The sequence below is a fragment of the Streptosporangium nanhuense genome, assembly GCF_059358815.1.
This window is the reverse complement of sequence record NZ_JCADBG010000011.1, coordinates 265657-292020: the sequence shown is the minus strand read 5'-3', so window position 1 is coordinate 292020 and position 26364 is coordinate 265657. Positions and strand designations below refer to the sequence as shown.

22 protein-coding genes are annotated in these 26364 nt (G+C 72.0%); 11 read left to right on the top strand and 11 right to left on the bottom strand.

The features are described 5' to 3' along the window. Positions 1-66: 66 nt before the first annotated feature. Positions 67-1185 (bottom strand): epoxide hydrolase family protein, encoded by a 1119-nt coding sequence (locus AC5L38_RS22710; RefSeq protein ID WP_495244837.1) that lies wholly within the window; start codon positions 1183-1185, stop codon positions 67-69. A gap of 242 nt (positions 1186-1427) precedes the next feature. On the opposite strand from AC5L38_RS22710, the gene AC5L38_RS22705 reads away from it, so the two are divergent. Beyond that, a complete protein-coding gene (locus AC5L38_RS22705; protein WP_495244836.1) occupies positions 1428-2393 on the top strand; it encodes a helix-turn-helix transcriptional regulator in 966 nt (321 codons plus the stop codon). A 39-nt stretch (positions 2394-2432) separates the two neighbouring features. On the opposite strand, the gene AC5L38_RS22700 is transcribed toward AC5L38_RS22705, so the two are convergent. After that, the gene (locus AC5L38_RS22700; protein ID WP_495244835.1) at positions 2433-3035 is read right to left on the bottom strand and encodes a TetR/AcrR family transcriptional regulator; all 603 of its coding nucleotides are present in this window, start codon (positions 3033-3035) and stop codon (positions 2433-2435) included. 81 nt (positions 3036-3116) lie between these two features. Between AC5L38_RS22700 and AC5L38_RS22695 the strand changes: the two genes are divergently transcribed. The 3 genes from AC5L38_RS22695 to AC5L38_RS22685 all read left to right on the top strand — a co-directional run bounded on the left by AC5L38_RS22695 (position 3117) and on the right by AC5L38_RS22685 (position 7426). Beyond that, positions 3117-4115: an SDR family NAD(P)-dependent oxidoreductase gene (locus AC5L38_RS22695; RefSeq protein WP_495244834.1), complete on the top strand. Its 999-nt coding sequence runs from the start codon at positions 3117-3119 to the stop codon at positions 4113-4115. A gap of 234 nt (positions 4116-4349) precedes the next feature. Further along, entirely contained in the window at positions 4350-5564 is a 1215-nt protein-coding gene (locus tag AC5L38_RS22690; RefSeq protein ID WP_495244833.1) for an FUSC family protein, read from the top strand. A gap of 89 nt (positions 5565-5653) precedes the next feature. Next, on the top strand, positions 5654-7426 hold the full coding sequence (locus AC5L38_RS22685) for an MOSC domain-containing protein (protein ID WP_495244832.1): 1773 nt from the start codon (positions 5654-5656) through the stop codon (positions 7424-7426). A 99-nt stretch (positions 7427-7525) separates the two neighbouring features. Here AC5L38_RS22685 and AC5L38_RS22680 read toward each other — a convergent pair whose 3' ends face one another. Together AC5L38_RS22680 and AC5L38_RS22675 are read right to left on the bottom strand one after the other, a co-directional pair. Beyond that, positions 7526-8671, bottom strand: coding sequence for an RNA polymerase sigma factor (locus AC5L38_RS22680; protein ID WP_495244831.1), 1146 nt, complete (start codon positions 8669-8671; stop codon positions 7526-7528). After that, positions 8668-9075 carry a YciI family protein gene (locus AC5L38_RS22675; protein WP_495244830.1) on the bottom strand — a complete coding sequence of 136 codons (408 nt, stop codon included), beginning with the start codon at positions 9073-9075 and terminating at the stop codon, positions 8668-8670. The genes AC5L38_RS22680 and AC5L38_RS22675 overlap by 4 nt, the downstream gene beginning before the upstream one ends. Before the next feature lie 649 nt (positions 9076-9724). Here AC5L38_RS22675 and AC5L38_RS22670 point away from each other — a divergent pair. After that, positions 9725-11191, top strand: coding sequence for a glycoside hydrolase family 76 protein (locus AC5L38_RS22670; protein ID WP_495244829.1), 1467 nt, complete (start codon positions 9725-9727; stop codon positions 11189-11191). Positions 11192-11335: 144 nt separating this feature from the next. Here the strand turns inward: AC5L38_RS22670 and AC5L38_RS22665 are convergent, their stop codons facing one another. Beyond that, entirely contained in the window at positions 11336-11950 is a 615-nt protein-coding gene (locus AC5L38_RS22665; protein ID WP_495244828.1) for an MBL fold metallo-hydrolase, read from the bottom strand. Between the two features lie 337 nt (positions 11951-12287). Here AC5L38_RS22665 and AC5L38_RS22660 point away from each other — a divergent pair, with 337 nt between their 5' ends. Both AC5L38_RS22660 and AC5L38_RS22655 read left to right on the top strand, forming a co-directional pair. Beyond that, complete coding sequence (locus AC5L38_RS22660; RefSeq protein WP_495244827.1) at positions 12288-13463, top strand: tetratricopeptide repeat protein; 1176 nt, start codon at positions 12288-12290, stop codon at positions 13461-13463. Positions 13464-13503: 40 nt separating this feature from the next. Beyond that, on the top strand, positions 13504-14454 hold the full coding sequence (locus AC5L38_RS22655) for a hypothetical protein (RefSeq protein ID WP_495244826.1): 951 nt from the start codon (positions 13504-13506) through the stop codon (positions 14452-14454). A 216-nt stretch (positions 14455-14670) separates the two neighbouring features. On the opposite strand, the gene AC5L38_RS22650 is transcribed toward AC5L38_RS22655, so the two are convergent. Both AC5L38_RS22650 and AC5L38_RS22645 read right to left on the bottom strand, forming a co-directional pair. Further along, on the bottom strand, positions 14671-15303 hold the full coding sequence (locus AC5L38_RS22650) for a response regulator (protein WP_495244825.1): 633 nt from the start codon (positions 15301-15303) through the stop codon (positions 14671-14673). After that, on the bottom strand, positions 15300-16439 hold the full coding sequence (locus AC5L38_RS22645; protein ID WP_495244824.1) for a sensor histidine kinase: 1140 nt from the start codon (positions 16437-16439) through the stop codon (positions 15300-15302). The genes AC5L38_RS22650 and AC5L38_RS22645 overlap by 4 nt, the downstream gene beginning before the upstream one ends. A 112-nt stretch (positions 16440-16551) precedes the next feature. On the opposite strand from AC5L38_RS22645, the gene lgt reads away from it, so the two are divergent. Further along, positions 16552-17367: a prolipoprotein diacylglyceryl transferase gene (lgt, locus tag AC5L38_RS22640; RefSeq protein ID WP_495244823.1), complete on the top strand. Its 816-nt coding sequence runs from the start codon at positions 16552-16554 to the stop codon at positions 17365-17367. Here the strand turns inward: lgt and AC5L38_RS22635 are convergent. From AC5L38_RS22635 to AC5L38_RS22625, 3 genes are all read right to left on the bottom strand, one after another. Continuing rightward, on the bottom strand, positions 17321-18169 hold the full coding sequence (locus tag AC5L38_RS22635) for a class I SAM-dependent methyltransferase (protein ID WP_495244822.1): 849 nt from the start codon (positions 18167-18169) through the stop codon (positions 17321-17323). The two genes, lgt and AC5L38_RS22635, sit on opposite strands and share 47 nt — an antisense overlap. A gap of 113 nt (positions 18170-18282) precedes the next feature. After that, positions 18283-18981 (bottom strand): alpha/beta hydrolase, encoded by a 699-nt coding sequence (locus AC5L38_RS22630; protein ID WP_495244821.1) that lies wholly within the window; start codon positions 18979-18981, stop codon positions 18283-18285. Positions 18982-19012: 31 nt separating this feature from the next. Then, positions 19013-19219 carry a hypothetical protein gene (locus AC5L38_RS22625; RefSeq protein ID WP_495244820.1) on the bottom strand — a complete coding sequence of 69 codons (207 nt, stop codon included), beginning with the start codon at positions 19217-19219 and terminating at the stop codon, positions 19013-19015. A gap of 171 nt (positions 19220-19390) precedes the next feature. Between AC5L38_RS22625 and AC5L38_RS22620 the strand changes: the two genes are divergently transcribed. Then, a complete protein-coding gene (locus AC5L38_RS22620; RefSeq protein ID WP_495244819.1) occupies positions 19391-20314 on the top strand; it encodes a LysR family transcriptional regulator in 924 nt (307 codons plus the stop codon). Positions 20315-20619: 305 nt separating this feature from the next. On the opposite strand, the gene AC5L38_RS22615 is transcribed toward AC5L38_RS22620, so the two are convergent. Then, the gene (locus tag AC5L38_RS22615; RefSeq protein WP_495244818.1) at positions 20620-22911 is read right to left on the bottom strand and encodes a catalase; all 2292 of its coding nucleotides are present in this window, start codon (positions 22909-22911) and stop codon (positions 20620-20622) included. A 370-nt stretch (positions 22912-23281) separates the two neighbouring features. Here AC5L38_RS22615 and AC5L38_RS22610 point away from each other — a divergent pair, with 370 nt between their 5' ends. Together AC5L38_RS22610 and katG are read left to right on the top strand one after the other, a co-directional pair. Beyond that, positions 23282-23713: a Fur family transcriptional regulator gene (locus tag AC5L38_RS22610; RefSeq protein WP_495244817.1), complete on the top strand. Its 432-nt coding sequence runs from the start codon at positions 23282-23284 to the stop codon at positions 23711-23713. Between the two features lie 15 nt (positions 23714-23728). Further along, entirely contained in the window at positions 23729-25999 is a 2271-nt protein-coding gene (gene katG, locus AC5L38_RS22605; RefSeq protein ID WP_495244816.1) for a catalase/peroxidase HPI, read from the top strand. The last annotated feature ends 365 nt before the right edge of the window (positions 26000-26364 follow it).

Sequence of the window (26364 nt, the reverse complement as noted above, 5' to 3'; positions counted from 1 at the left end):
TGTGAGGGGCGTGGTGACCGGGCGTTCGGCGAACGGCCCGGGGTGTTCAGCGGACGGTACGGGTGTTCAGCGGACGGTACGGAAGAAGGCGCGCACCTCGTTCACGAACAGGTCGGGGACCTCGAGCGCGGCGAAGTGCCCGCCGCGGTCGTACTCGGTCCAGCGGGTGATGTTGTTGAGCGGTTCGGCGAAGGGACGGATCGCGATGTCCTCGGCGAAGTTGGCCACGCCGGTCGGCACCTGGGAGGGGGTGGGCCAGTTGCCGGTGTGCATGGACTCGTAGTACATCTGGGCCGAGGACGTGCCGGTGTTGGTCAGCCAGTAGATCATCGCGTGGGTGATGACGTGCTCGGCTCCGATCGAGCCCGCGGGGTGGGCCCAGTCGTGGAACTTCTCGCCGATCCAGGCGAGCTGGCCGACCGGGGAGTCGGCCAGGCCGAAGCCGAGCGTGTGCGGGCGGGTGGCCTGGATCTGGAAGTAGCCGTTGCCGTCGGACAGGAACCGGCTCATCCGGTCGAGCCTGGCCTGCTCGGCGTCGGTGAGCGCCGTGTCCGCGGGCACGTCGCCGAACGGGATGAACCCGACGGTGGCCGCGTTGACGTGCACGCCGGCGACGCGTTCGGGGGCCACCCGCCCGATCTCGGGCGCGATGAACGCGCCGAAGTCGCCGCCTTGCGCCCCGTACCTGTCATAGCCGAGCCTGGCCATCAGCTCGGCGTAGGCGGTGGCGATGCGGTGCGAGTCCCAGCCCGCCGGGGCCGGTCCGGTGAATCCGAAGTTCGGGTGCGAGGGGATCACGAGGTGGAAGGCGTCGGCCGGGTCGTCGGGGTCGGTCAGAGGCTCGATCACCTCCAGGAACTCCGCGATCGACCCGGGCCAGCCGTGCGAGACGATGAGCGGGAACGCCTGCGGGTGGCGTGAGCGGATGTGCAGGAAGTGCAGGTCGACCCCGTCGATGTGGGTGGTGAACTGCGGGTGGCGGTTGAGCCGCTTCTCCGTCGCGCGCCAGTCGTATGTCGTGCTCCAGTACTCGGTCAGCTCCTTCAGGTGCTCCAGCGGCACGCCGCGGCTCCAGCCGGCGTCCGGGATCTGGCGGGGCCAGCGAACGGCGGACAGCCGCCGCTCCAGGTCGTCCAGCTCCGACTGCGGGATGTGGACCTGGAACGGCTTGATCTCGCTGTTCAACACACGACTCCTCATCTGTCGGCACGAGGCGCCTGGCCGCGTGCGCGCTTGGTGTCCTGGCCGGGGTGTCGCCGGGGGTGTTCGTGTCGCGGGGCTCGGCCGCGAGCCCGTGACCGGTGTTCCGGGCGAAGGATCCCGGTACCGGGCCGTCCGGCGTGTGCTCCGGTCGGTGGCGATCACTGAGACAAGCATGTCAGCCAAGGAGGTCAGTTACTGTCCTCTTTGCGACGCACAATGGGATCATGCTTGAGACGTCCGCCCGGTTGCTCCGGTTGTTGTCGTTGTTGCAGCAGCACCGGGACTGGACCGGGCCACAGCTGGCCGAGCGGCTGGGGGTGACGGTGCGCACCGTGCGCCGTGACGTCGATCGGCTGCGCGAGCTCGGCTACCCGGTGCACGCCACGATCGGGAACGTCGGCGGATACCGGCTGGGCGCCGGGGCCGCCATGCCGCCGCTGCTGCTCGACGACGAGGAGGCCGTCGCGGTCGCGGTGGGGTTGCGCACCGCGGCCAACGGCACGGTGGCCGGGATCGAGGAGACGTCGGTGCGGGTCCTGGCGAAACTGGAGCAGGTCCTGCCTCCCCGGCTGCGGTACCGGGTCTCGACGCTGGACGCGGCGATCGTGGCCCAGCACCGGCCGGGCGCGGTCGTCTCGGCCGAGGTGCTGACCACGATCGCCACGGCCTGCCGCGACCACCGGGGGCTGCGCATGGACTACCGCAGCCATGACGGCACCGAGAGCACCCGTGCGGTCGAGCCGCACAAGCTCGTCCACGCCGGGCGCCGCTGGTACCTGGTGGCCTACGACCTCGACCGGGCGGACTGGCGGACCTTCCGGGTCGACCGGCTGCGGCCCCGTACCCCGGCCGGCCCCCGGTTCGGCCCTCGCGAGCCGCCCGCCGGCGACATCGGCAATTACGCCTCCTGGGCCGTGGGCGTCGATCGGTATCGCCACCGGGCGCGGTTCACCATGTACGCCCCGGCGGCGCGGGTGGCCGAACGGGTGTCGGCCGACACGGGGGTGATCGAAGCGGTCGACGAGCGCAGTTGCACCCTGTGGGTCGGCTCGGACTCCCTCGACGGGCTCGCCCTGCACGTGACCCTGCTCGGCTTCGACTTCACCGTCCACGAACCGGCCGAGCTCGTCGAGCGCTTCCGGGTGCTGCACGCGCGCATCGGCCACGCGCTCGGCCCGCCGGCCGGATGACCGGGGCGCCGCCGGGGCCTCGCCGGTCGCGACCGGCGGTCAGGTGACGGAGCGCGCCACCAGGGCCATGGCCTGCCGCATGGCGTCGCGTACCTCGTCGGGCCCCTCGCCGCGCCGCAGCGCGCTCAGCGCGGACGCGCCGACCGCGCCCACCATCGCACCGACCAGGGCGGAGGCGGTGGTGGCGTCGAGCCTGTCGGGGAACGCCCGTTGCAGCGCCTGGGCCAGGTCGGCCTGCGCGGTGAGGTAGCGCTGCAGCAGCCGGGCCTGCAGCGCCGGTTCCGAGGCCGCCAGCCGCGCCCGCAGGGCGGCCAGGCCGCTGGACAGGTCGCCGTCCCAGGCGTTGAAGATCATCTGGTCCGTGGCCCGTACCAGCACCTCGGGCAGTCGCTCCCCGGGGTGGCGCCCGGCGATCGCCTCCAGTGCCAGATCGACGCGCACGTCGGTGTTGGCCAGGAGCACGTCCTCCTTGGTCTGGAAGTGCAGGAAGAAGGTGCGGGGGGAGACCTCCGCGGCGTCGGCGATCTCGGCCACGGTGACCTTCTCGTAGCCCCTGTCCTCGAACAGGCGCACCGCCGCTTCGATCAGTGCCTGCCGGGTGCGCTGCTTCTTGCGTTCCCGCAGCCCCGTTTTCTCGACCATGCGAACCATCTTACTTCAGTGTGTGCACTCATGCATACACTGAATCAGTACAGTGACTGCAGCCAAAGAAGGGTGGTCGTCATGGGAAGCCTGGACGGACGGGTCGTCCTCATCACCGGAGCGGGACGCGGCATCGGGCGGGAGGAGGCGTTGTTCTTCGCCGCCGAGGGCGCCTGGGTCGTCGTCAACGACCCCGGCGTCGCCGTCGACGGCACGGGCGGCGACCCCGGGGTGGCGGCGGAGGTCGTCGAGGAGATCACCGCGCGCGGCGGGCGGGCCGTGGCCAGCACCGACAGCGTCGCCGACTGGGACGGCGCCCGCCGCATGGTGGAGACGGCCCTGCGCTCCTTCGGCGACCTGCACGTCGTGGTCAACAACGCCACCATCGAACGGAACGCGGGCCTGGCCGACCTGTCGCAGGAGGACTTCGACGAGGTCCTGGCCGTCAAGCTCAAGGGCACGTTCGCGGTGACGCGCTGGGCGGCGCGCCACTGGCGCGACCGGTTCCGGGCGGGGGTGCGCGCCGACCGCGCCGTCGTCAACACCTCCTCGGGCTCCGGGCTGCTCAACCCGCTGCCCACGCAGGCCTCCTACGCGGCGGGCAACGCCGGGGTGGCGGCGCTGACCGTCGTGGCCGCCCTGGAACTGGGCCGCTACGGCGTGCGGGTCAACTGCGTCTCGCCGTCGATGGCCCGCACCAGGCTCACCCTCGCCGTTCCCGGCATGAGCCAGGAACCGCCGGCGGCCCGGTTCGACCCCCTGCACCCGGCCGCCGTCGCGCCCGTCGCCGCCTACCTGGCCGGCCCGGCCTGCCCGCTCACCGGCCAGGTGCTGTCGGTACGGGGCGGCACGGTCGCGGTCAACCACGGCTGGTCCCTCGGCGGCCACGTCCACAAGGACGGGTTGTGGAGCGTGGAGGAACTGGCCGGGAAGGCGGGGGAGCTGCCGGTGGAGGACCCCCTCGACAAGCTCGCCCGGGCGCTGACCGGCGCGCTCGGCACCACCGGGCGCGCCGAGCTCCAGGAGATGATCAACGCCCTGCTGGACGGGGCGGACAGATCCGGCGCGGCCCCCGCGTGAGGAGACGGCGCACCCCGGGCCGCGTGCCCCGGCACGCGGCCCGGGCTGCGGCGGGTGAGCCGGCGCGACCACCTTCGAAACGCGAAACCGAACACCCTGGGCGACGATTCCGAGGCCACGGCCTGGGCAGGCACCGTGGCGGACAAGGTCAAAACGCCCGCCGGCGCGGCGGACGGTGAGACGGCGTGCCGCTCACCGTCCGCCAAGCCATGATCGTTGGTTGAGGGTCGAACGATGGCTGATCAGAGCGTGGACTGGCTGTATGCCGCGATCCGGAGGGAGGTGCGATACATACGCGAGCAGATGGCCGGGTTGGGCACGCGAGATTCCGAGCAGCGCTTCGAGGTGCGCCAGATCGCCAAGGCGACCCTGGCCGCGGCGCTGGCCTGGTTCCTGGCCGATCGGCTGCTGCCGCACGAGACGGTGTGGATCGCCCCGGCCACCGCCGTGATCATGGTGCACGCGACGGTGTACCAGACACTGACCAACGGGGTGCGGCGGGTGTGCGCGGTGGCCGCCGGTGTCATCCTGGCCGGCAGCGTCGGCCACCTGATCGGTCTCAACGCGTTCAGCCTGCTGCTGGTCGTGCCACCGGCGCTGGTGGCCGCGCGCTGGCGGCGGATGGGCCGGCACGGCACGGACGTGGCGACCACCGCGGTGTTGATGCTGTCGTTCGGCGCGGGCTCCCAGGAACGCTACCTGCTGGCCTACGTGGTGGCCACCGGCATCGGCGCGCTGTCGGGAGGAGTGGTCAACGCGATGGTGTTCCCGCCGCTGTACCAGCGCCGCCCCTATGAGGCGGTGCGCCGGCTGAGCAAGGAGGCCGCCGCGCTGCTGGAGGCGGTGGCCGGCGGGCTGCGCGAGCGCTGTGATCTGTCTGACCTGCCCGGCTGGCAGCGCCACGCCGCCCGGCTGGACGCCCACCTGGCCCGGGCGAGCGCGGCCATCGCCGACGGCGCGGAAAGCCGCCGCTACAACCTGCGCCGCAACCGCGTCCCCGAGACGAACAACGATCACGAAGAGCTGCTGGAGGCGATGAGCGAGATCGGCGTGCACATCCACGCCCTGGTGCGGGCGCTGGCCTACGCCGCCCAGCGCCAGAGCCGGCACGGCGACGGCTCGCCGTGGATCAGCGACGAGTTCGCCCGCGACTACGCCGCGCTGCTGGACCTGCTCGCCCAGGCGCTCCAGGCCCAGATGCGCACCGACGACGAGCCCGCGAGGCTGAACGCGGTGATCTCCGCCGCGCTGGAGCGGGCCGGCGCGATCCAGGAACAGATGACCGAGGAGGTCCGCACCGGACGGCTGGACCAGCCGCACGGCTGGGCGGTGACCGGAAGCCTGCTCACCGACGCCGAGCGGATACTGACCATCCTGACCGCCCTGCACGCCACCGCCGAGCTCGCCGAGGCCACGGGTGCCGCCGATGCCGCAGATACCGTGGTGTGAGGCCTGCCGCGCCACGCGATCCCGGCTGACCTGCGAGAACAAGGTATCCTGCAGGGGAGCCGGGTGCCTCTTTGCGAGGGGGAAGACACGTGGCGAGGCTTCTGTCGATCAACGTCGGCCTGCCCGAGGACGTCCCGTGGCACGGCAGGACGGTGCACACCGGGGTGTGGAAGCGGTCCGTGAGCGGGCCGCGTACGGTACGCCGCCTGAACGTCGACGGGGACGGCCAGGGAGACCTCCGGGGGCACGGCGGCGAGCATCGCGCGGTGCTGGTCTACCAGATCGACTCCTACCGGCACTGGCAGCGCGAGCTCGGCCGTGACGACTTCGTCTACGGGCAGTTCGGGGAGAACTTCACGGTCGACGGGCTGCCCGACGACGAGGTGTGCGTCGGCGACCGCTACCGCGTCGGGGAGGCGGTCTTCGAGGTCACCCAGCCCCGGGTCACCTGCTACCGGGTGGGCCTGCGGATGAACGAGCCGCGGATGGCGGCCCTGCTGGTGGCCCACCGGCGTCCCGGGTTCTACCTCCGGGTGATCACCGAAGGGCGGGTGGAGGCGGGCGAGGAGATCGTCAAGGTCTCCTCAGGGCCGGAGGAGATGTCGGTCGCGGAGATCGACGCCCTGCTCTACCTGCCGGGCCACCCCCGCGACCGGCTGGAGCGGGCGCTGCGCGTCCCCGCGCTCAGCGAAGGCTGGCGGGCGTCCCTGCGCGCCCTGCTCGACCGGCCCGACGGCGAGGACGCGAAGGGACCGGCGGGCAACCCCGGGCTGACACCCGCCGCGACCGGGCCGCCGCCCGCGTGGCCGGGGTTCCGGCCGCTGCGGATCACCCGGATCGACGCCGAGAGCCGCAGCGTGTTCTCGCTGACCCTGGAGGCCGGCGAGGAAAAGCCGCTGCCCGCCGCCCTGCCGGGCCAGTTCCTCACGGTACGGCTGCGCCCCGAGCGCGGCGGCCCGCCGGTCATCCGCAGCTACTCCCTGTCCGGCCCTCCGGACGCCGGCCACTACCGGATCAGCGTCAAGCAGGAGCCCAGGGGCGTCGCCAGCACCTACCTCCACACCCACCTGCGTGTCGGCGACCCTCTCGAGGCGGCGGCGCCGCGCGGCACGTTCACCCTGCGAGAAGGCGACGCGCCGGTCCTGCTGCTGTCGGCGGGCATCGGCGCGACCCCCCTCCTGGCCATGCTGCACGCCCTGGCCGCCGCCCGCCCGGCCCGCGAGGTGTGGTGGCTGTACGGCACGCGCGACGGCACGGAACACCCGTTCGCCGCCGAGAGCGGCGCCCTTTGCGCCCTGCTTCCCGACGCGCACGAGCACGTCTGCTACAGCCGCCCCGCGCCCGGCGACCGCCGGGGAGCCGACTACGACACGGCGGGACGGCTGTCGGCCGACCTGCTCGGCCGCCTCGGCGTCCCGCACTCCGCCGACGCCTACCTTTGCGGCCCTTCCGCCTTCATGCGCGACCTGCCGCCGGCCCTCCTCGCCTACGGACTCGCCCCCGCGAACGTCCACACGGAGGTCTTCGGCGCGCAGGCGGCGATGACGCCGGGAGTGGCCCCGGTGGCCGCCCGGCCCCCGCACCCGCCCACCGGCGCGCCGGGAGCCGGGCCCGCTGTCACGTTCGCGCGCAGCGGCCTCACCGTCCCCTGGAGTTCCGCCTACGACAGCCTGCTCGAACTCGCGGAGGCGTGCGACGTGCCGGCCCGCTGGTCGTGCCGTACCGGGGTCTGCCACACCTGCGAGAGCGGCCTGCTGTCCGGCGCGATCGGCTACTCGCCGGAGCCGGTGGAGGCCCCCGCCGACGGCAACGCGCTGATCTGCTGCTCGCGACCCCGCGAGGACCTCGTCCTCGACCTCTGAGGACCTCTGAGGACCTCTGGGCCCCCTGCCGCCGCCGGCCCGGACACGTCCGTACGGCGAGTCCGGTGACGGCGGGTGGATGAGGCGCCGCTCAACCGCTCAGCCACGCAGTCGCGCGTTGAGCCGCGCGGCCTGCCGCGTGAGGTGCTCGCGTTCGGGCAGGTTGGGCGCCGATCGTGCGGCTTCGGCGTAGAGCCGTGCCGCGGTCACCGGGTCACCGTCGCGCTCGTGCAGGTACGCCGAGGCGGCGGTGTGGCGGGGCAGGGCGGGGTCGAGTCCGGCCAGGGCGGCCAGGCCGGCCCGCGGGCCGTCGGCCTCGCCGACCGCGACGGCCCGGTTGAGGCGGGCCACCGGGCTGCCGGTGAGGCGCACCAGCTCGTCGTACCACTCGACGATCTGCACCCAGTCGGTCTCGGCGGCCGTCCGGGCGTCGGCGTGCAGCGCGGCGACGGCGGCCTGGGCCTGGAACTCGCCCAGCCGGTCGCGGGCGAGGGCCGCCTGGAGCACCTCGACGCCCTCGGCGATCAGGCGGGTGTCCCACAGGCCGCGGTCCTGCTCGGCGAGGGGTACGAGCCTGCCGTCGGGGCCGGTCCGCGCCGGGCGCCGGGCGTGGTGCAGCAGCATGAGCGCGAGCAGGCCGGCGACCTCCTCGTGGTCGATCGTGGCCGCCAGCTGGCGGGTGAGCCGGATCGCCTCGGCGGCGAGGTCGACGTCGCCGGAGTAGCCCTCGTTGAAGACCAGGTAGAGCACGCGCAGCACGGTGGCGACGTCACCCGGCTGGTCGAACCGCACGTCCGAGACGGTCCGCTTGGCCCTGCTGATCCGCTGGGCCATGGTCGCCTCCGGCACGAGGTAGGCCCGCGCGATCTGACGCGTGCTCAGGCCGCCGACCGCGCGCAGCGTGAGCGCGACGGCCGAGGCCGGTGTCAGGGAGGGGTGCGCGCACAGGAAGTACAGCCGCAGCGTGTCGTCGGCCGCCTCGACCGGGCCGGGCACGGGCTCGGTCTCGACGCGTGCCTCACGGTGCCGCCGGGAGGTCTCGGCGCGGGCGGCGTCGAGGAACTTGCGCCAGGCCACGGTGACCAGCCAGCCCCTGGGGTCGTGCGGCGGGTCGTCCGGCCACGCGCGCACGGCCTCGAACAGGGCGTCCTGCACGGCGTCCTCGGCCGCCGCGAAGCCGGCTCCGCGGCGGACGAGGACACCGATCACCGCGGGCACCAGCTCCCGCAGCAGCGATTCGTTCACTCGGTCACCGTGGGCGGCTCACCGTAGAAAGGGCGCACCTCGAGCCACTCGTGGATCGGCCTGCCGCCCGCGCCCGGGGCCGCCGACAGCTCGCCGGCCAGCTCCAGCGCGCGCTCGTAGGTCTCGACGTCGATCACCATCCAGCCGGCGATCAGGTCCTTGGTCTCGGCGAACGGGCCGTCGGTGACCGGCGGCCGCCCCTCGCCGTCGTAGCGGACGAACGTCCCCTCCGGGGAGAGCGCCTGACCCTCGACGAACTCGCCGGTGGCCTCGAGCCGGGTGGCGAAGTCACGCATGTACCGCACGTGGGCCGAGACCTCCTCCGGCTCCCACTGCTCCATCGGCACGTCGTTGACCGGTGCCGGCGCGCCCCGGTAGTGCTTGAGCAGCAGATACTTGGCCATCGTGTTTCTCCTTGGTCAGATACACGCCCATTGTGGCCGTGTTCGCCCCTGGGACGGAGCCACGCGCGGGTTCTCGACATCCCTTCACGAGATTTTCCGGCGAATCTCACCTGGAGGCCGACCTCACCCGAACCTCGGGTTCGACAGGCCCGCGATCGCCGATCGTGACACCGGCGGCCGCAACGATCCGAGGTGTCCGCACCCGGGTCCGCGCGGGCGAGGAGCCTGGCCCGAACGGCCCGAACGGCCCGAACGGCCCGGCCCGCCGGCACGGCGGGCCGGGCCGTCATGTCACGGCAGGCGCCACACCTGGGCGGCCGAGGCGTTGCGGTCGTAGATCCGCGGCTGGATCCCGTCGGCCGGGTTGGCGCCCGGCACGTCGAGGCAGCGTCCGGACGGAGGATCGACCAGCGCCCCGCCGGGTTCGGGCCACCACTGCCGGGGAGGCTCTCGGCGACCCCGGCACCCCGCCGCAGGCGACGACCGTCATTTCTGACAATCGTGGAGACAACGGTGACAAACGCCGGTAATCCCTCTTTACTTACGTCATTCGGTGACTTTTCGGTCCGGCGACAGCACGTCTGTCTGATCCTGGAGCCCCGACGATGAAAACGACGGTGCCCTCCGCCACGGTGAATCGAGGAATGCGATGAGATCCCTGCGCGTGCTCGCCGTCCTGGCCGCCTTGACCGTCGTGACGACGGCGGCGCCGGCCGTCGCGGGCCAGGCCCGCGCCGCGACCGGCACCACCGGTGCGCGAGCCGCCGCGACGATCTGCAACCGCCACTGCGACGGACGCGATCCGGCGCTGTCGCCCTCCGACCGGCAGCCGGTCTCCGCCACCCTGTACGGGCGGCGGTTCACCGTGCACGTCAACGACACCGACTCGATGGCCTGGGCCACCGTCGACGACGGCACCGGCACGGACGAGGTGTGGCTGGACCGCTCGTTCGACGGCGGCCGCACCTGGGTCGACAGCCGCCTCGGCGCCACGACGATCCCGGCCGGAGCCTCCGGCACGCGTACCGCCATGTTCAACGTCGACGACTGGGCCGATCAAGGCGTCGGCGCCCTGCGCGCCTGCGGCAAGGCCGGCAACCGGCCCGAGATCACCTGCACGGCGTGGACGCGCAGCACCTGGAACGCCGGGGACCGGCGCACCGCGGCGGCCACCGCGCTGATGATGCGCTACGACCGTGCCACCGGCCTCTTCGACGGCAACGGGTGGTGGACCGGCGCCAACGCGCTCACCGCGCTCGTCGAGAACATCCAGCGCAGCGGCATGGGCAGCTACCGTTACGCGATCGCCAACACCTACGACAAGAACCTGAACACTCACCAGGGCCAGTTCCGCAACGAGTATCTCGACGACACCGGCTGGTGGGGCCTGGCCTGGGTGGCCGCCTACGACGTGACCGGCGACAGCCGCTACCTCAACACCGCCCGCGCCGACGCCGACTTCATGTACGGCTACTGGGACAACCGCTGCGGCGGCGGCGTGTGGTGGAAGACCGACCGGGCCCAGAAGAACGCCATCGAGAACAGCCTCTACATCCAGCTGAACGCCGAGCTGTCCCAGCGCATCCCGGGCGACACCGTCTACCGCGGCAGGGCACAGGCCGCCTGGAACTGGTTCCAGGGCACCGGCATGCTCAACGGCTCGAACCTGGTCAACGACGGCATCGACCTGAGCACCTGCCGCAACAACGGAGACACCACCTGGACCTACAACCAGGGTGTGCTGATCAACGCGCTGGTCGAGCTCAACAGGCTCACCGGCGACGCGAACGCGCTCGCCACGGCCCGCCGCATCGGCGACGCGCTCACCACCAGCGGCTACCTCAGCCCCGGCGGCATCCTGCGCGAACCCAACGAGAGCAACGTCTGCGGCGGTGACGGAGCGTCGTTCAAGGGCGCGGCGATCCGCGGCCTCGGCGCCCTGAACAAGGCCACCGGCGGCGCGTACGACACCTACCTGCGGCGCAACGCCGACACCGCCCACGCGAGCAACCGCGACAGCCTCGACAGCTACGGCAGCCACTGGGCCGGCCCGTTCGTCCCCACCAATCACAGCTGCCAGCACAGCGCGCTCGACCTGCTCAACGCCGCCCCCTGACGGCCGTCGGCGGCGGCGGCGGGGACGGGGACGGCGTCCGGTCGCGAGACCGGCGAACCGGGACGGATTCGCGCCGCGTCTCACGTCGCCGCCGAACGCCCGGTCACCGCGCCCCGCGCGGGCCGGCCACCCGGAACGGGCGGCCTAGAGATCGACGGATGTGCCCGCCGGGATCCGGGCGTAGTCGGTCTCCTCCTCGAGCCACGCGTCGAAGTACTCCAGGCCGATCGTGCTGAGGTGGATGTCGTGGATCGGGAACGCCCGTGCGGGCCGGACGCCCCGGACGAAGGTGATGGCCTCACCGATCTTCACCCACGGCCCGGACGCCGGGACCAGCAGGGTGTCGACCTCTTCGGAGGGCACGAAGAAGGAGTCTCCGGGGTGGTAGACGCCCTCCACGAGGAAGCCGAGGTTCGGGCAGCCGGGCCGGCCGTCGATGATCTCGGCGTGCTCGCCGCCGACGGCCTTCACGGTGAAGCCGGCGGCGGTGAAGGTCTCACCCGCGGCGACCGCGACCGCTCCATCGCCGAGCTCGGCGGCCAGCGCCTCATGGGTGTGGACGGTCAGCGCGGGGTTGGCCGCCCGGGCCGCCTTGAGCGCCTTGACGTCGATGTGGTCGGCGTGCTCGTGCGAGACGAGCACGGCCGTGGCGCCGGACAGCGCGGTCTCCGCCTCGGAGAAGGTGCCCGGATCGATCACCAGCCTTCGGTCGCCGTCCTGCACGCGCACACAGGCATGCCCGAATTTCGTTAATATCACTGGATCATCCTATCGACTGCCCCCGAAAGGCCGCTTCCCTGAGGAAGCCCGAGGCCCAGGGAGCCCGGCCTCATCGCGGAACCGGTCACGCCGATCGCCGGCCGGGCTGGAACGGCCGTCGAGGACGACGAGCCCTCCGAGAAGGCCCGGCCTCGCCGTCGCCCTCCCAGCAGCCTGCGTCGGCGTGGGGATTCCCTGCCGATGGCCGACCGTCTCAGCCCGGCGCAAGTGCGCCTAATTATCCCGAAATATGATGATAATTCACCTGGTGAATTCGGCCGGTCACCGTTTGGAATCATCGCTTGGCAAAGCGGGTCACGCAGGTCGAAAATAAGGCGTGCGAGAAGTGGATACCGCGGACACGGACCCTTTGCCGAAAGCATCGGAAAAGGCCGATCCAGATGTCCGGACAGTTTACGAGCAGGCGAGCGAATTACGGCGAAAGGGGTTGCCGCAGGAGGCGCTGACGCTCCTGGAAGGCATTCTCCGCCGCGACCCGGACCACACCGCCGCGCGTTACGCGCTCGTCGTGTGCCTGACCGATCTGGGACGCGCCGCCGACGCCGTCCCCCACCTGCGCCACGTGCTGGCCGCCGTGCCCGAGCATCACGAGGCGGCCTACCGCCTGGGCCGCATCCTGCAGGCGGCGGGCGACCGGGCCGGAGCCGCGGACGCCTACCGGCGCGTCCTGGAGCTCGCCGAGTTCTCGGACGCGCGCGCGAGACTGCGTCAGTGCGAGCAGCCACCTTCGGGCTCCCCGGACCTGGGTCACACCTTCCCCTCGGGCGAGGAGGTTCCGCCGTCGCTGCGCGCCCGGGTGGACGGCCGCCACGCCGCCGACCGCGGCGAGCTGAAGGACGTGCTCCGGCTCCAGGCCAGGCACCTCGCCCCCGCCATGTTCGGCAAGGCGCTCATGGCCACGGCGGGCGCGGTCCTGCTGGTGGCCGCGCTGTTCGGAGACCTGCCCGGTGTGCCGCTCTTCGTCGCCGCCGGCATCCTGTTCGGGGCGCCTCGGGTCGCGGGGGTGGCGGTGCTGCTCGTCGTCGTGGGCGGCGTCCTCACCGGATACCTCCGCTCACCGGTACGGATCTTCGGCAACGTCGGGGACGCGCTGGCCCTGCCGTCCCCGGACACGCTGCTCTCCGTCTGCGGCACGACCTTCGTCCTGATCGTCGTGATCATCGGAATTCCGGGCGCTCTCCTGAATTCCTGGATCAACGGGTCGGACGTCTATGAATACGGTGTTGAGATAAAAAGAGGACTAATCCGGCGAACCGTGCAATTCATCTGGTATTACCAGATTGTTGAGTCACCCAGCTATCTGCGCACCCTCAGCAGCTATTTCACGCACACCGCGTCGCTGGGGATCCGCTACAACGACAACGGGGCCTCGTCCGTCACCCGGATCGAGATGTCCGGCGTCGGAACTCCGGCGCTGGTCAAGAGGATCGGCCGCTATCTCGAATCCCGCATCCCCTCCGAACGCCTGCCGATCCGAGGGCCGTGGACCTGACATCCGGCCTCCCACCTCAGACCTGAACGGAGTGGCGACGATGGCCTCGGACTTCGACAAGAGCACGGCGACCGAACACCAGCCGGCCGAGCATTCCGACAAGACGCCGATGGGGCAGGAGCACGCGCCGTACGCCGCGTCGCAGACCCTGGCCGACCACCAGGCGGCCGAACACTACTCCCCGCCCTTCACCATGACGGAACACTTGACCTCCCACGACCCCCACAAGGACCTGGCGCCGCAGCCCAAGGCGCCGCACCACGAAGCCGGCCTCTCGCAGGAACCCGCACAGCACACCACGTCCGCGCATCACACCATGTCCGCGCATCACGCCACGTCCGCACAGCACAGTACGTCCGCGGATCACGCCACGTCCGCACCCACGGCATCCGCATCCGAGGCATCCGCACCACACACGCCGGCCGCCGGCGGCATCGCCGGGCAGCCGATCCCCTTCGACGCGGGTGCTCGCGAGAACTGGCAGGCCAGGTCGCACCACGCGCAACCCGGGCTGGACGGCGGCGCACCCGCGGACGCGGCGCACCAGTCAGGGATCACGCAGAGCGCGTTGGACCAGATCCAGTCGCAGATCGGAGTCGACAACTCACAATCGTCGGCACCCCCCGTCCTGGAGTCACACGGGGCTCCGGGGTCCGCTGACTCCCACACCACCCCCGCGCACAAGCCGACGGTCTCGACCGAGCACCATGAAGGCCTCCGGCCCGGGGCGGGCGACGACGCGTTCCCGTCGAAGGGGCCTTCGACGGGAACGCTGCCCGGTACGGACTTCGGCGGCACCGGCCACTACGGCAGCGACGGCACGCCCCACGGCCACCTGCCGGGCACGGACTTCGGCGGGCAGAACTCCGGCGACCTGCCGGAAACCGACCTTGCCCTCGGCAGCGGCCCCGATCAGCCGGGCACCGGTTTCGGCACGGACCACGGCTTCGCCCACCACACGGACATGGGTCCGCCACCGGCCATCGCCTAGTCACCCGATCGCCCGGCCCCCCGGCGGCCTCGAACCGGCACCCGTGGAGACGGTGGCCACCACGGCCGCGAGCGGGGGTCCGCCGGCGTCGCCGAGTTCGCGGCCGAGTCCGGCGGAGCCCATGGTCCGGCCTGTGCGTTCTTCGGGGAGGCGGCTTCGAAAGACGGCGCAGCCGGGTGGGGTGACGAACGAAAACGGGCCGCTCGGCCGAAGCGGCTAGCCGCCCAGCCGGATGATGCCGCGGGAGGCGGCGACCGTCACCGCGGCGGTGCGGTCGTCCACGCCGAGCTTGGCGAAGATGTGCAGCAGGTGGGTCTTGACCGTGGCCTCGCTGATGCACAGGTGGGCGGCGATGGCCTTGTTGCTCATCCCCTGGGCGACCGCGCCGAGGACCTCGATCTCCCGGCCGCTGAGGGCGTCGGGGGCATCGGCCCGCGCCCACGACAGCACCCGGGTCGCGATCGCCGGCGACAGGGCGCTCTCCCCTCGCGCCGCCGCCCGGATCGCGTCGAACAGCCGCTCACGGCCGGTGTCCTTGAGCAGGTAGCCGATGGCTCCGGCGTCGATGGCGCGGGAGATGTCGCCGTCGGTGTCGTAGGTGGTCAGGACGATCACCTTGGCGCCCGGGTCGTGGTCGCGGATCCGGCTGATCGCCGTCGCGCCGTCGATCTCGGGCAGCTGCAGGTCCATCAGGGTGACGTCGGGCCGCAGGTCGCGCGCGAGCCGCACCGCGTCCGTGCCGGAGACCGCCTCGCCGACCACCTCCAGGTCGTCCTGGGTGCCCAGCATCGCCCGGATGCCGTCGCGGACCACCGGGTGGTCGTCGGCGATCAGGACCCGGACGGTCATCGTGCCCCGATCGGCGCCACCACCGGAAGGCTGGCCGCCACCGTGGCGCCCGCGCCCGGGGCGCTTTCCACGAGCAGCGTGCCGCCGAGCTGCTCCATCCTCTCCCGCATGATCGAAAGGCCGTGCCCGGAGGCGGTCCGCCCGGGGTCGAAACCGTCACCGTCGTCGTGGACATCGAGCACGACCAGGTCCTCCATGTACGACAGGGTCAGCGTGACCCGCTCGGCGTGGGCATGGCGGCGGACGTTGGCGACCGCCTCCTGCGCCACGCGCAGCAGCTCCGCCTGGGCCTGGGCCTCGAGCGGCCGGAGACTGCCGGTGATCACGGTGTGCGCGTGGATGCCGGTCTCGTCCGAAAGCCGGCCGGACAGCCACTGCAGGGCCTCGGGCAGGCCGCACTCGTCGAGCCGGCCGGGACGCAGCGCTCTGACCACCCGGCGGCTCTCGGCCAGATTCTCCCGTGCCGCCCGCAGCGCCTGGGTCAGGTGCTTGTTGTCCGGCAGGGTCGCCTGGGCCGCCTCCAGCAACATCGCCACGCTGGCGAACCCCTGGGTCAGGCTGTCGTGGATGTCGCGGGCCAGCCGCTGCCGCTCGGCCGCCACCCCCGCCTGCCGTTCGGCCGCCGCCCGCGCCTCCTGCGCGACCTGCAGCCGGTCCAGGAGCCGCTTGCGCTCGGCGCTCTGCCGCGACACCGAGCCGAAGTAGCCGACAGCGGTGGCCGCGCTGATCGCGATCAGCGCGGCGACGACGATCTCGGTCCAGGTGATCGACCCGGTCGCGTGGAAGCGATGCCACAGCCAGCCCCCGGCACACGAGACCACCGCGACCAGCCCGACCCGCACGGCGTCCATGCAGTACGGCACGAGCACGCTCAGCACGACCACCAGGAAGGAGGAGTCGATGGCGAACAGCCCCAGCCAGAGCAGCCCGCCGCCGAGCGTGTAGGGCGCGGGCACGCCGTCGGCGGGCGGCGTGCGCAGCACGAACCACACCGCGTACCAGGCGGCCAGCCCGGCCACCAGCACGACCGGGAGCACCTGGCCGACCTCCCTCAGGGGGCCGGCCGAGGTCAGCACCAGCCATGAGGCGAAGAAGGCGTGCTGCCACCGGCGCTGCGAACGTTCCCAGGACTCCACACCGCCGACGATAATCAACCACCCGTCCTTTCTGCATCAACCAGTCGACTGATCGTGTGATCAGCATTCCGCTCGATGCGGGCGCCGCCGTACCGGAACCAGACTTGACGGCGTGACCGCCATCCCCAGCCCGACCGAAGCCGTCTGGCACCTCGGCCCGCTCCCGATCCGCGCCTACTCCCTGCTGATGCTGCTCGCCGTCCTCGTCGGCATCTGGGTGACCCGGCGCCGGTGGGCCGCCCGCGGCGGCGACCCCGGGGTGGTCGGGGACATCGCCACCTGGGCCGTGCCGTTCGGCATCGTCGGTGCCCGGCTCTACCACCTGGCCACCGACTGGCAGCAGTACTTCGGCCCCGGCGACGACCCGCTGCGCGCGTTCGCGATCTGGGAGGGCGGGATCAGCATCTGGGGCGCCGTGGCGGGCGGCGCGGTGGGCGCGTGGCTGGCCTGCCGCCGGAGCGGTGTCGCGCTGCGCGACTTCGCCGACGCCGTCGCGCCCGGGATCGCGCTCGGGCAGGCGATCGCCCGCTGGGGCAACTGGTTCAACCAGGAGCTGTACGGCAGGCCGACGACCCTGCCCTGGGCGCTGGAGATCGACCCCGCCCACCGGCAACCCGGTATGGAGTCCGTCGCCACCTACCACCCGACCTTCCTCTACGAGTCGCTGTGGAACCTGGGCGTGGCCGGGTTCGTCATCTGGGCCGAACGGCGGTTCCGGCTCGACCGCGGCCGGACGTTCGCGCTCTACGTCGCCGCCTACGCCGCCGGTCGCGCCTGGATCGAGTGGCTCCGCATCGATCCCACCCACCACATCCTGGGCCTGCGCCTCAACGACTGGACCGCCCTGCTCGCCTTCACGGCCGCGGTCTCCTACCTCATCGTCACGCGAAAGGCCGCTCCGGCGGATCGACCGGGCGGCGGGCTGTGACGATCCAGGCACGCGAGTCGAAGTACACGCCGTTGCCGGTGTCGTGGGCGGCGAGGGTGGCGCGCAGCCGCGTGCGCGCCCGTTCGGCTGTCGCGGTGTCGAGGCCGGCGAGCAGGTCCTCGTACTTCAGCAGGCGGAGCACGTTGTCGAAGGCGGTGGCGGTGTCAGGGCCGTAGTAGACGGGTTCGTGCACGTCGGTGAAGCCGACGTGGGTGAAGCCCGCCGCCGCCAGGATCTCCCGGGTGGCGGCCGGGTCGGCGAGTGAGAACGGGCCCGGACCGCCGGTGGGCGGGGCCGGCGCGGCGGTGAGGCTCCGGCGGATCGCGGAGGCCCATTCGTTGCGGTCGTGATCTCGCCAGACCAGCAGCACGAGGCGTGCTCCGGGGCGCAGGGCGCGCCCGATGTTGGTGAACGCCGCGACCGGGTCGGCGAAGAACATCGTTCCGAACCTGCTGATACAAAGGTCGAAGCGCGCCGGTGGGAAGCGGTGGACCTGGGCGTCGGCCCGCAGGTAGGTGATGTTGGGCGGTCCCTGGTCGTCACTGAGCCGGCGGGCCCGTTCGAGCATCGGTGCGGAGAGGTCGACACCCACCGCGCTTCCGTTGACGGCGGCGCGGGCGGCCTCGCGCGTGGACTGCCCCGTACCGCAGCCGACGTCGAGCACGTGGTCGCGCGAGCCGACGCGGGCGGCGGCACGGAAGAGTTCGTTGTGCGGGCGCAACTCCGCGTCGTAGTCGAACAGGCCGGCCGGCTCGGAGTCCGGCCGCATCCGGGTCTCTCGCCGGTCGGGCGTCACCGTCACCGTCACCGGATCCGCCGGCCGGTCGTGCGGGCGGGGACGTCCCGGGGCTGCGCCCGGCCCTTCGCGGAGTTCGCCTCGCGTCCGGTCCGGCGGGCCGGCCGCCGGGGAACGGCTCACCGCTCGCTCCTGGTGGCGGACGCGTAGCCCGTCAACATGTCCGCCACCTCCTTGGGGCGGCTGAGCGCGACGCAGTGGCCGCCCGCGATCTCGTCGGGGACGATGCCCAGGCGCTCGGGCACCAGCCGGCGAAAGAAGCCGGGCGGGAAGAAGCGGTCCTCGCCGCAGAGCACGAACCTCGTCGGCACGTTCGGCCACGCGTCCAGCGGCCACGGAGCGGCTGTCGCGGCCCTGGACGGATGGGCGTGCTCCCTGCCCATCGCCTCCACGGCCAGCTCCCGGGGTACGTCGTGGTAGAAGCTCACGAACGGGTCCGCGTTGCCGGTCAGACCGCCGTCGCGCCCGGCCTGCTCCTCCACCGCGCTCCGGTAGCCGGTGGCGGCCCACCACTCGTCCGGCGACTCACCCGGTGACGGGATCATGCCGGCCAGGAGGACCAGCACGTCGGCGGGCAGCCGATCGGCGACCAGCGAGGCGGTGAACGCGCCGAACGAGTGGCCCACGACGACCAGGTCCCGCCGGTCGCCGACGGCCTCGGCCACGGCGTCGGCGTAGTCGGTCAGAGTCTTCGACTCGTCGCCGCCGGGAAGGTCGGGAGCCAGCACGTCGTGCCCGCGCGCCCGTAGCTCGGCCTCCACCAGGTGCCAGGACCATCCGGTGTCTCCTCCGCCGTGGATCAACACGAACGTGCTCATCGAACTCTCCCTCGATCGGTGGAACCCGGACTCATCGGTTGAACTCGCGGCGCACGCCGCCGGCGACGGCGGGCATCACGGTCACGCCGCCGGCGAGGATCAGCCGTCCCCGGCACACGGCCACCGGCGGGCCGGCCGTCAGGAAGCGGACCCCGGCGCTCACGAGGGGCCGCACCTCCCCGGCCGTGATCCGGATCGCGAGGCGGGCCGAGCCCCGGGCGACGTGGACGGTCGCCATGGCGGCCCCGACGGGCGGGGGAGGGCTTCGAGCCTTCGCCGGTGCGACGGTGGTTCGCGACGGTGGTCACTGTCATGCCGACCACGCTAGGAGGCGGGAGCCATCGGGAAAAGCGATTGTTATCGATCAAGTTGATCGCTTGAAGCGATGGCCCGGCGTACGCTGGGGCTCGTGACCGATATCGAACTGAGGCACCTGGCCGCGATGGCCGCTGTCGTCGAGGAGGGCTCGTTCGGCCGGGCGGCGGCCCGCCTCGGCTACACCCAGTCGACCGTGAGCCAGCAGATCGCCGCGTTGGAGAGGTCCGTCGGCGGCCCGGTGTTCGACCGGCCGGGCGGGCCCAGGCCGGTACGGATCACACCGCTCGGCGCCGTCGTCCTGGAGCACGGCCGCGAGCTGCTGGCGAAGGCGGCGGCCCTGGCCGGGGCCGTGGACCGGTTCCAGGCCGGCGACGGCCGGATCGACATCGGCACCTTCCAGAGCGTGTCCACGGTGATCCTGCCGCTCGTCGTACGCCGGCTGCGCGACGAGCACCCCGGCTGCGACATCCGGCTGTCCGAGGAGGAGCCGGAGGCGCCCCAGATCGGCGAGCTCGACCTGCTGTTCTACGACGGCCCCCTCGACGGCGACGTCGAGCATGTCAAGCTGCTCGACGATCCGTACCTGCTGGTGGCCAGGCGCGGCACCTTCCCCGGGCGTCGCGTCCCGCTGGACCGGCTCGACGGCGCGCCGCTGGTGGCCTGGCCGTCGACCTGCGACCAGCCCAGGATGGAGGAGGCGTTCACCCGCGCCGGCGCGAACCCGAAGATCGTCTTCCGTACGGCGGGCAACGAGACGCTGCTGTCGATGGTGCGGGCCGGGATGGGGTCGGCGGTGCTGCCGTGGCTCGCCGTCCGCGCCGCCGGCATCGAGTCCGACGACCGGCTCCGCGTCCACGAGCTGCGGCCGGCCGTTTCCCCGCGCGAGGTCTGCCTGCACTGGCGGGCCGGCCGTACCCACTCTCCCCTGGCGGCCCGGGCGATCGAGATCGCCGTCGAGGTCGCGTCCGGCCTGGCGGGCGAGCTTGCCCTGGAGTACTCCGGTCCGGCCACGTGAGCGGGGGCGGCGCGGCACCCCGCGCCGGTCACTACGTCCTCATCCGGCCGCGCGCATGAGCGGGATGCCCGCGATCGCGCGGCCCGCGTCCGCCTGACCTCGCCGAGGCGTCGGCGCGAATGGTCGGCGCGGATGACGGGGCGGGACATCGACGGGGCGAGACATGCGCGCTAGCCTCCCGCCCGCTGCCCGCTGCCCGCTGCCCGCTGCCCGCTGCCCGCTGCCCGCTGCCCGCCGCCTGGAACGACAGGTCCCGGATCGCCGAGCACGTGCTCGGCGATCCGGGACCAGGGCCGGGTGGCGGGTCAGGCGATGTCGGTCGCGGTGGGGAAGCGTTCCCAGACCCGGTGCTGTCCCAGCAGCCGGACGATCTCCTCCAGGACCCTGCCGCCGTCGCCGACGAGCACGCCCGGCGCCGAGGTGTCGATGCCGGCGGCGGCCAGTGCCCGTTCGGCGTCCCCCCAGCCGCCGAGTGGCTTGGCGTGGCGGAAGGCCTCACCGAGCATCAGCGCCACCCTCGGGTCGAGGCCCGCCGCGACGGGCGTGCCGTCGCCGGCCTTGGCGTCGCGGGCGCCGTGGGCGTCCTTGCCCGGTGCGGGCGTACCGGCCAGCACCAGGGCGTCGAACTCCACCGACCGGGCGGTGGCGAAGGTGCGCTGCACGGTGAGCGGATCCTCGCCCGCCGCGCCGAGCAGGCCGCCCGCCGGGGCGATGACCAGCGGCACCATGCCGCCGTCCAGGATCGTCCGGCGTACGGCGCGCACGGCCTCCAGGTCGCTGTTCCCGTCGGCGACGATGCCGATGATCCGGCCGGTGGTGGGCCAGGTCCGCCCGAGCTGGGACAGGGCGGGGCTGGGCTCGGGCGAGGGCAGCGGGCCCGCCGGGGCCGGGGCGGGCAGGCCGAGCCCCTGGGCGACCTGCTCGCACAGGTGGGGGTCGATCTCGGCGAGCACCTTCAGGACGCGCTCCTTGATCGGCTGCTCGTAGACCTTTCCGAGCTCGAAGGTGTAGGCGGCGATGACGTGCTCGCGCTCGATCGGGGTCAGGCTCAGCCAGAACCGGCGAGGCTGGCCGAAGTGGTCGGCGAACGACGCCGGAGCCTCACGTACCTTGCTCGCGGCGGGTACCTGTACGGGCGTCTCCACGTATCCGCCCTCGGCCGCCCCGGCGAAGAAGGGGCAGCCGCCGTCCAGGGAGTTGGGCTTGTAGGGGGCGACGCCGGCGTGCACCGCCGTCTGGTGGAAACCGTCGCGCAGCATGTCGTTGACCGGGGCGTGCGTGCGGTTGATCGGGATCTGCCCGAAGTTGGGGCCGCCCAGCCGGCTGATCTGGGTGTCCAGGTAGGAGAACAGCCGCCCCGCCAGCAGCGGGTCGTCGGTGACGTCGACACCCGGCACCAGGTGACCGGGGTGGAAGGCGACCTGCTCGGTCTCGGCGAAGTAGTTGGTCGGGTTGGCGTTGAGGGTGAGCAGGCCGATCGGCTGGATCGGCGCCAGCTCCTCGGGCACGATCTTGGTGGCGTCCAGCAGGTCGATGCCCTCGAAGGTCTGCTCGGGGGTGTCGGGGAAGACCTGGATGCCCAGCTCCCACTGCGGATAGGCGCCCGCCTCGATCGCGTCGGCCAGATCGCGCCGGTGGAAGTCCGGGTCCACCCCGTTGATCAGCTGCGCCTCCTCCCACACCAGCGAGTGCACCCCGGCCTTGGGCTTCCAGTGGAACTTCGCCAGCGTGGTGGCGCCTTCGGCGTCGACCAGCCGGAAGGTGTGGACGCCGAAGCCCTCCATCGTGCGGTAGGAGCGGGGGATGCCGCGATCGGACATGTTCCAGATGGTGTGGTGGGTGGCCTCGGTGTGCAGGGACACGAAGTCCCAGAAGGTGTCGTGGGCGCTCTGGGCCTGGGGGATCTCCCGGTCCGGGTGCGGCTTGGCGGCGTGGATGACGTCGGGGAACTTGATCGCGTCCTGGATGAAGAACACCGGGATGTTGTTGCCCACCAGGTCGAAGACGCCCTCACCGGTGTAGAACTTCGTGGCGAAGCCCCGCGTGTCGCGTACCGTGTCGGCCGACCCGCGCGAGCCGAGCACGGTGGAGAAGCGCACGAAGACCGGGGTCTCGACGCCCTCGGCGAGGAACGCGGCCCTGGTCACGGTGGAGGCGTTGCCGTGGGCGCGAAAGACGCCGTGCGCGGCGGCTCCGCGGGCGTGCACGACCCGCTCGGGAATGCGCTCGTGGTCGAAATGCATGATCTTCTCGCGCAGGTGGTGGTCCTGCAGCAGCACCGGACCCCGGGGCCCGGCCTTGAGCGAGTGGTCACTGTCGGGCAGCCGCGCTCCCTGGGCGGTCGTCAGGTGCGCACCGCCCTGTGCCCGCGCCGCCGGAGGCACCTGGACCGGCTGCCCGGTCGGGGAGAACGGCTCCGGCCCGCTCTGGTCCGGAGCGGGCGCCGCGGGCGGCCGGGCCTCGGTCGGCTCCTCCGGCGACGGCGTCACGCTTCCCGGCTTGCCGGGCACCTCACCGGACGGCCCGCCGGACACGGCGTCGGTCACCTTGTCGACGACCTTGTCGACCGCTTCCTTCACCGGGTGGGACTTTTCCATCGTTTCTTCCCTGAATCATGGCGGTGGCAGAGTGCCACCGCCATCAAGAACCGAATGCGCGTGTAGGAGTTCACGCTGATGACGCAGGTCAAAGCACCCGCAGCCGGCAGCGCTACGCCATACCCCTGTGGGGGCACTCGAACCGGCGCCCCCGCCGTGCCCCCGCCATGCCCGCGCCATGCCCATGCCTCGTTCCGCTCGCCTCCGGTGCCTCACCTCGGGCGGGGGGCGAGGGCGCCGGGTCACAGCCGGGTTTGGATGATCATGAGCACGTGCGCGCGTGTGCCCACCGGACATCGAAAAGGATCTAGCTAGACTTGAATCAGTCAATACCTTAAATTCTTCCTGTTTGTGGGGGTATGTTGGAGTTATGACCGCATCCCAGCCCCCGACCACCGCCGAGGAGCTGCGAGGTGCCGGCCTACGGGTGACGGCGGCTCGTGTCGCACTGCTCGAAACCGTCCGAAACGGTGACCATCTCGATGTCGAGGCACTCACCTCGGGAGTACGTGACCGCATCGGCCAGGTTTCTCTCCAAGCCGTGTACGAAGGCCTCCACGCGCTCACCACCGCGGGGCTCGTCCGCCGTATAGAACCGCCGGGCAGCCCGGCCCTGTTCGAGGGGCGGGTCGGCGACAATCACCACCACATCGTGTGCCGATCGTGCGGCGTCGTCGCCGACGTCGACTGCGCGATCGGTGAGGCGCCCTGCCTGACCGCGTCCAACGATCACGGCTTCGCGATCGACGAGGCCGAGATCATTTACTGGGGCGTGTGCTCCACCTGTTCCACCGCCAGCTGATCCGGAAGGATTTCCATGACCGAGAACCACGACGCGATCGTCACCGGCGCCAAGAGCGGGGGTGAAGCAGGCGGCTGTCCGGTCGCCCACGACTCCGTGACGGCGCACGGCAGCGAGAGCGAGAACCCGGCCATCGACTCGCCGACCCCGAAGACCGGCGGTCGTCCGCACACGAACCGCGACTGGTGGCCCAATCAGCTCGACCTCTCGGTACTGCGCACGCACTCCTCCAAGAGCAACCCGCTGGCAGGGGACTTCAGCTACGCCAAGGAGCTCGAGAAGCTCGACGTCGAGGCCCTCAAGCAGGACATCGTCGAGGTGCTCACCACCTCGCAGGACTGGTGGCCGGCCGACTTCGGCCACTACGGCGGCCTGATGATCCGGATGAGCTGGCACGCCGCGGGCACCTACCGCATCCACGACGGCCGCGGCGGCGCCGGCGACGGCTCCCAGCGTTTCGCCCCGCTCAACAGCTGGCCCGACAACGCCAACCTCGACAAGGCCCGCCGGCTGCTGTGGCCGGTCAAGCAGAAGTACGGCCAGAAGATCTCGTGGGCCGACCTGCTCGTGCTCGCCGGCAACGTCGCCCTGGAGTCCATGGGGTTCAAGACCTTCGGCTTCGGTTTCGGCCGCGAGGACATCTGGGAGCCCGAGGAGATCATCTGGGGTCTGGAGGACGCCTGGCTCGGCGACTCGCGCTACGTCGCCGACAACGAGATGTCCCCGGACGTCGGCGCGACCGAGATGGGTCTCATCTACGTCAACCCCGAGGGGCCCCGCGGCAGCGCGGACCCGGCCGCGGCGGCGTACTTCATCCGCGAGACCTTCGGGCGGATGGCGATGAACGACGAGGAGACCGTCGCCCTCATCGCCGGCGGCCACACGTTCGGCAAGACCCACGGCGCCGGGATCGCGGACGACCACGTGGGGCCGGAGCCCGAGGGCGCGCCGCTGGAGTCGCAGGGGCTGGGCTGGCTGAGCACCTACGGCAGCGGCAAGGCCGGAGACACGATCACCAGCGGTCTCGAGGTGACGTGGACCGACGTGCCGACGCAGTGGAGCAACCGTTTCTTCGAGATCCTCTTCGGCTACGAGTGGGAGCTCACCACGAGCCCCGGCGGCGCGAAGCAGTGGGTCGCGAAGGACGCCGAGGCGATCATCCCCGACGCCCACGACCCGTCGAGGAAGCACAAGCCGACGATGCTCACGACCGACCTGTCGCTGCGCGTCGACCCGGCGTACGAGAAGATCTCCCGCCGCTTCCTGGAGCACCCCGACGAGTTCGCGCTGGCCTTCGCCAAGGCCTGGTACAAGCTGCTGCACCGCGACATGGGTCCGGTCAGCCGCTTCCTCGGACCGTGGGTCGCCGAGCCCCAGCTGTGGCAGGACCCGGTGCCTGCCGTCGAGCACGAGCTGGTGGGGGAGGGCGACATCGCCTCCCTGAAGGCCAAGGTCCTGGAGTCCGGCCTCACGACCGCCCAGCTGGTCTCCACCGCCTGGGCCTCCGCCGCGAGTTTCCGCTCCACCGACAAGCGCGGCGGCGCCAACGGCGCCAGGATCCGTCTGGAGCCGCAGCGGAGCTGGGAGGTCAACCAGCCCGAGCAGCTCGCGACGGTCCTGGACACCCTTGAAGGCATCCGGCGTGAGTTCAACGAGGCCGGCGGCGCGAAGATCTCGCTCGCCGACCTGATCGTGCTGGCCGGCTCGGCCGCCGTCGAGAAGGCGGCGCGCGAGGCCGGCGTGACGGTGACGGTGCCCTTCCGCCCGGGCCGCACCGACGCCACCCAGGAGCAGACCGACGTCGAGTCCTTCCGGGTCCTCGAGCCCCGCGCCGACGGGTTCCGCAACCACCTGTCCGCCGGCGAGAAGACCCCGCCGGAGGTGCTGCTCGTCGACCGTGCCTACATGCTCAGCCTGACCCCGCCCCAGATGACCGTCCTCGTCGGCGGCCTGCGCTCTCTCGGGGCCAACGTCGGCGGCACCCGGCACGGCGTCCTCACCGACCGGCCCGGCGTGCTCACCAACGACTTCTTCACCAACCTGCTCTCCCCGGGCACCCGGTGGAAGGCGTCGGAGTCCGAGGAGCACGTGTACGAGATCCGCGACGTGAACACCGACGAGGTGAAGTGGACCGCCACCGCGGTCGACCTCGTCTTCGGCTCCAACTCCCAGCTGCGGGCCCTCGCGGAGGTCTACGCCAGCCAGGACGCCTCCGGCAGGTTCGTGACCGACTTCGTCGCGGCCTGGACCAAGGTCATGGAGCTCGACCGGTTCGACCTCGCCTGATCCGTTTCCACCCGACGAGCCCGGTCGAGCCACCACGGTCGGCCGGGCTCGTCGGCTGCCCGGCCCCGGCGGGACCGCCATCGCCGACCCTGGCGGGAGGTCTCCCACAGACGCATGGCTCCGCCTGCGACGGACCGAAGACTCATCACCTGAGAACAGCGGCCTGATCATGCCGGTAGTGGCGCGAGGAAGGCGCCGTGGGCTGATGGTCGATCGTTAAGGTGGTCGTTGTCGTTTCGGCGGTGGTCCGGGGATTGTGCGTGCCGGGGCCGGTCTGGCCGGATCGGCCGCGTCGCGGCGGAAGATTTCTCCGGGGCCGTGTCGATCCGCGGGCCGCTCGTTCGACGTGTGGGGGCGAGGGCCGA

What these genes read in the sequence shown, in the direction of transcription:
- AC5L38_RS22700 (WP_495244835.1), bottom strand. Translation starts at nt 3,035, where the DNA reads ATGGTCGAGAAAACGGGGCTGCGGGAACGCAAGAAGCAGCGCACCCGG.
- AC5L38_RS22655 (WP_495244826.1), top strand. Translation starts at nt 13,504, where the DNA reads ATGGCCTCGGACTTCGACAAGAGCACGGCGACCGAACACCAGCCGGCC.
- AC5L38_RS22695 (WP_495244834.1), top strand. Translation starts at nt 3,117, where the DNA reads ATGGGAAGCCTGGACGGACGGGTCGTCCTCATCACCGGAGCGGGACGC.
- AC5L38_RS22705 (WP_495244836.1), top strand. Translation starts at nt 1,428, where the DNA reads ATGCTTGAGACGTCCGCCCGGTTGCTCCGGTTGTTGTCGTTGTTGCAG.
- AC5L38_RS22625 (WP_495244820.1), bottom strand. Translation starts at nt 19,219, where the DNA reads ATGGCGACCGTCCACGTCGCCCGGGGCTCGGCCCGCCTCGCGATCCGG.
- AC5L38_RS22690 (WP_495244833.1), top strand. Translation starts at nt 4,350, where the DNA reads ATGGCTGATCAGAGCGTGGACTGGCTGTATGCCGCGATCCGGAGGGAG.
- AC5L38_RS22610 (WP_495244817.1), top strand. Translation starts at nt 23,282, where the DNA reads ATGACCGCATCCCAGCCCCCGACCACCGCCGAGGAGCTGCGAGGTGCC.
- AC5L38_RS22675 (WP_495244830.1), bottom strand. Translation starts at nt 9,075, where the DNA reads ATGGCCAAGTATCTGCTGCTCAAGCACTACCGGGGCGCGCCGGCACCG.
- AC5L38_RS22670 (WP_495244829.1), top strand. Translation starts at nt 9,725, where the DNA reads ATGAGATCCCTGCGCGTGCTCGCCGTCCTGGCCGCCTTGACCGTCGTG.
- katG (WP_495244816.1), top strand. Translation starts at nt 23,729, where the DNA reads ATGACCGAGAACCACGACGCGATCGTCACCGGCGCCAAGAGCGGGGGT.
- AC5L38_RS22630 (WP_495244821.1), bottom strand. Translation starts at nt 18,981, where the DNA reads ATGAGCACGTTCGTGTTGATCCACGGCGGAGGAGACACCGGATGGTCC.
- AC5L38_RS22615 (WP_495244818.1), bottom strand. Translation starts at nt 22,911, where the DNA reads ATGGAAAAGTCCCACCCGGTGAAGGAAGCGGTCGACAAGGTCGTCGAC.
- AC5L38_RS22650 (WP_495244825.1), bottom strand. Translation starts at nt 15,303, where the DNA reads ATGACCGTCCGGGTCCTGATCGCCGACGACCACCCGGTGGTCCGCGAC.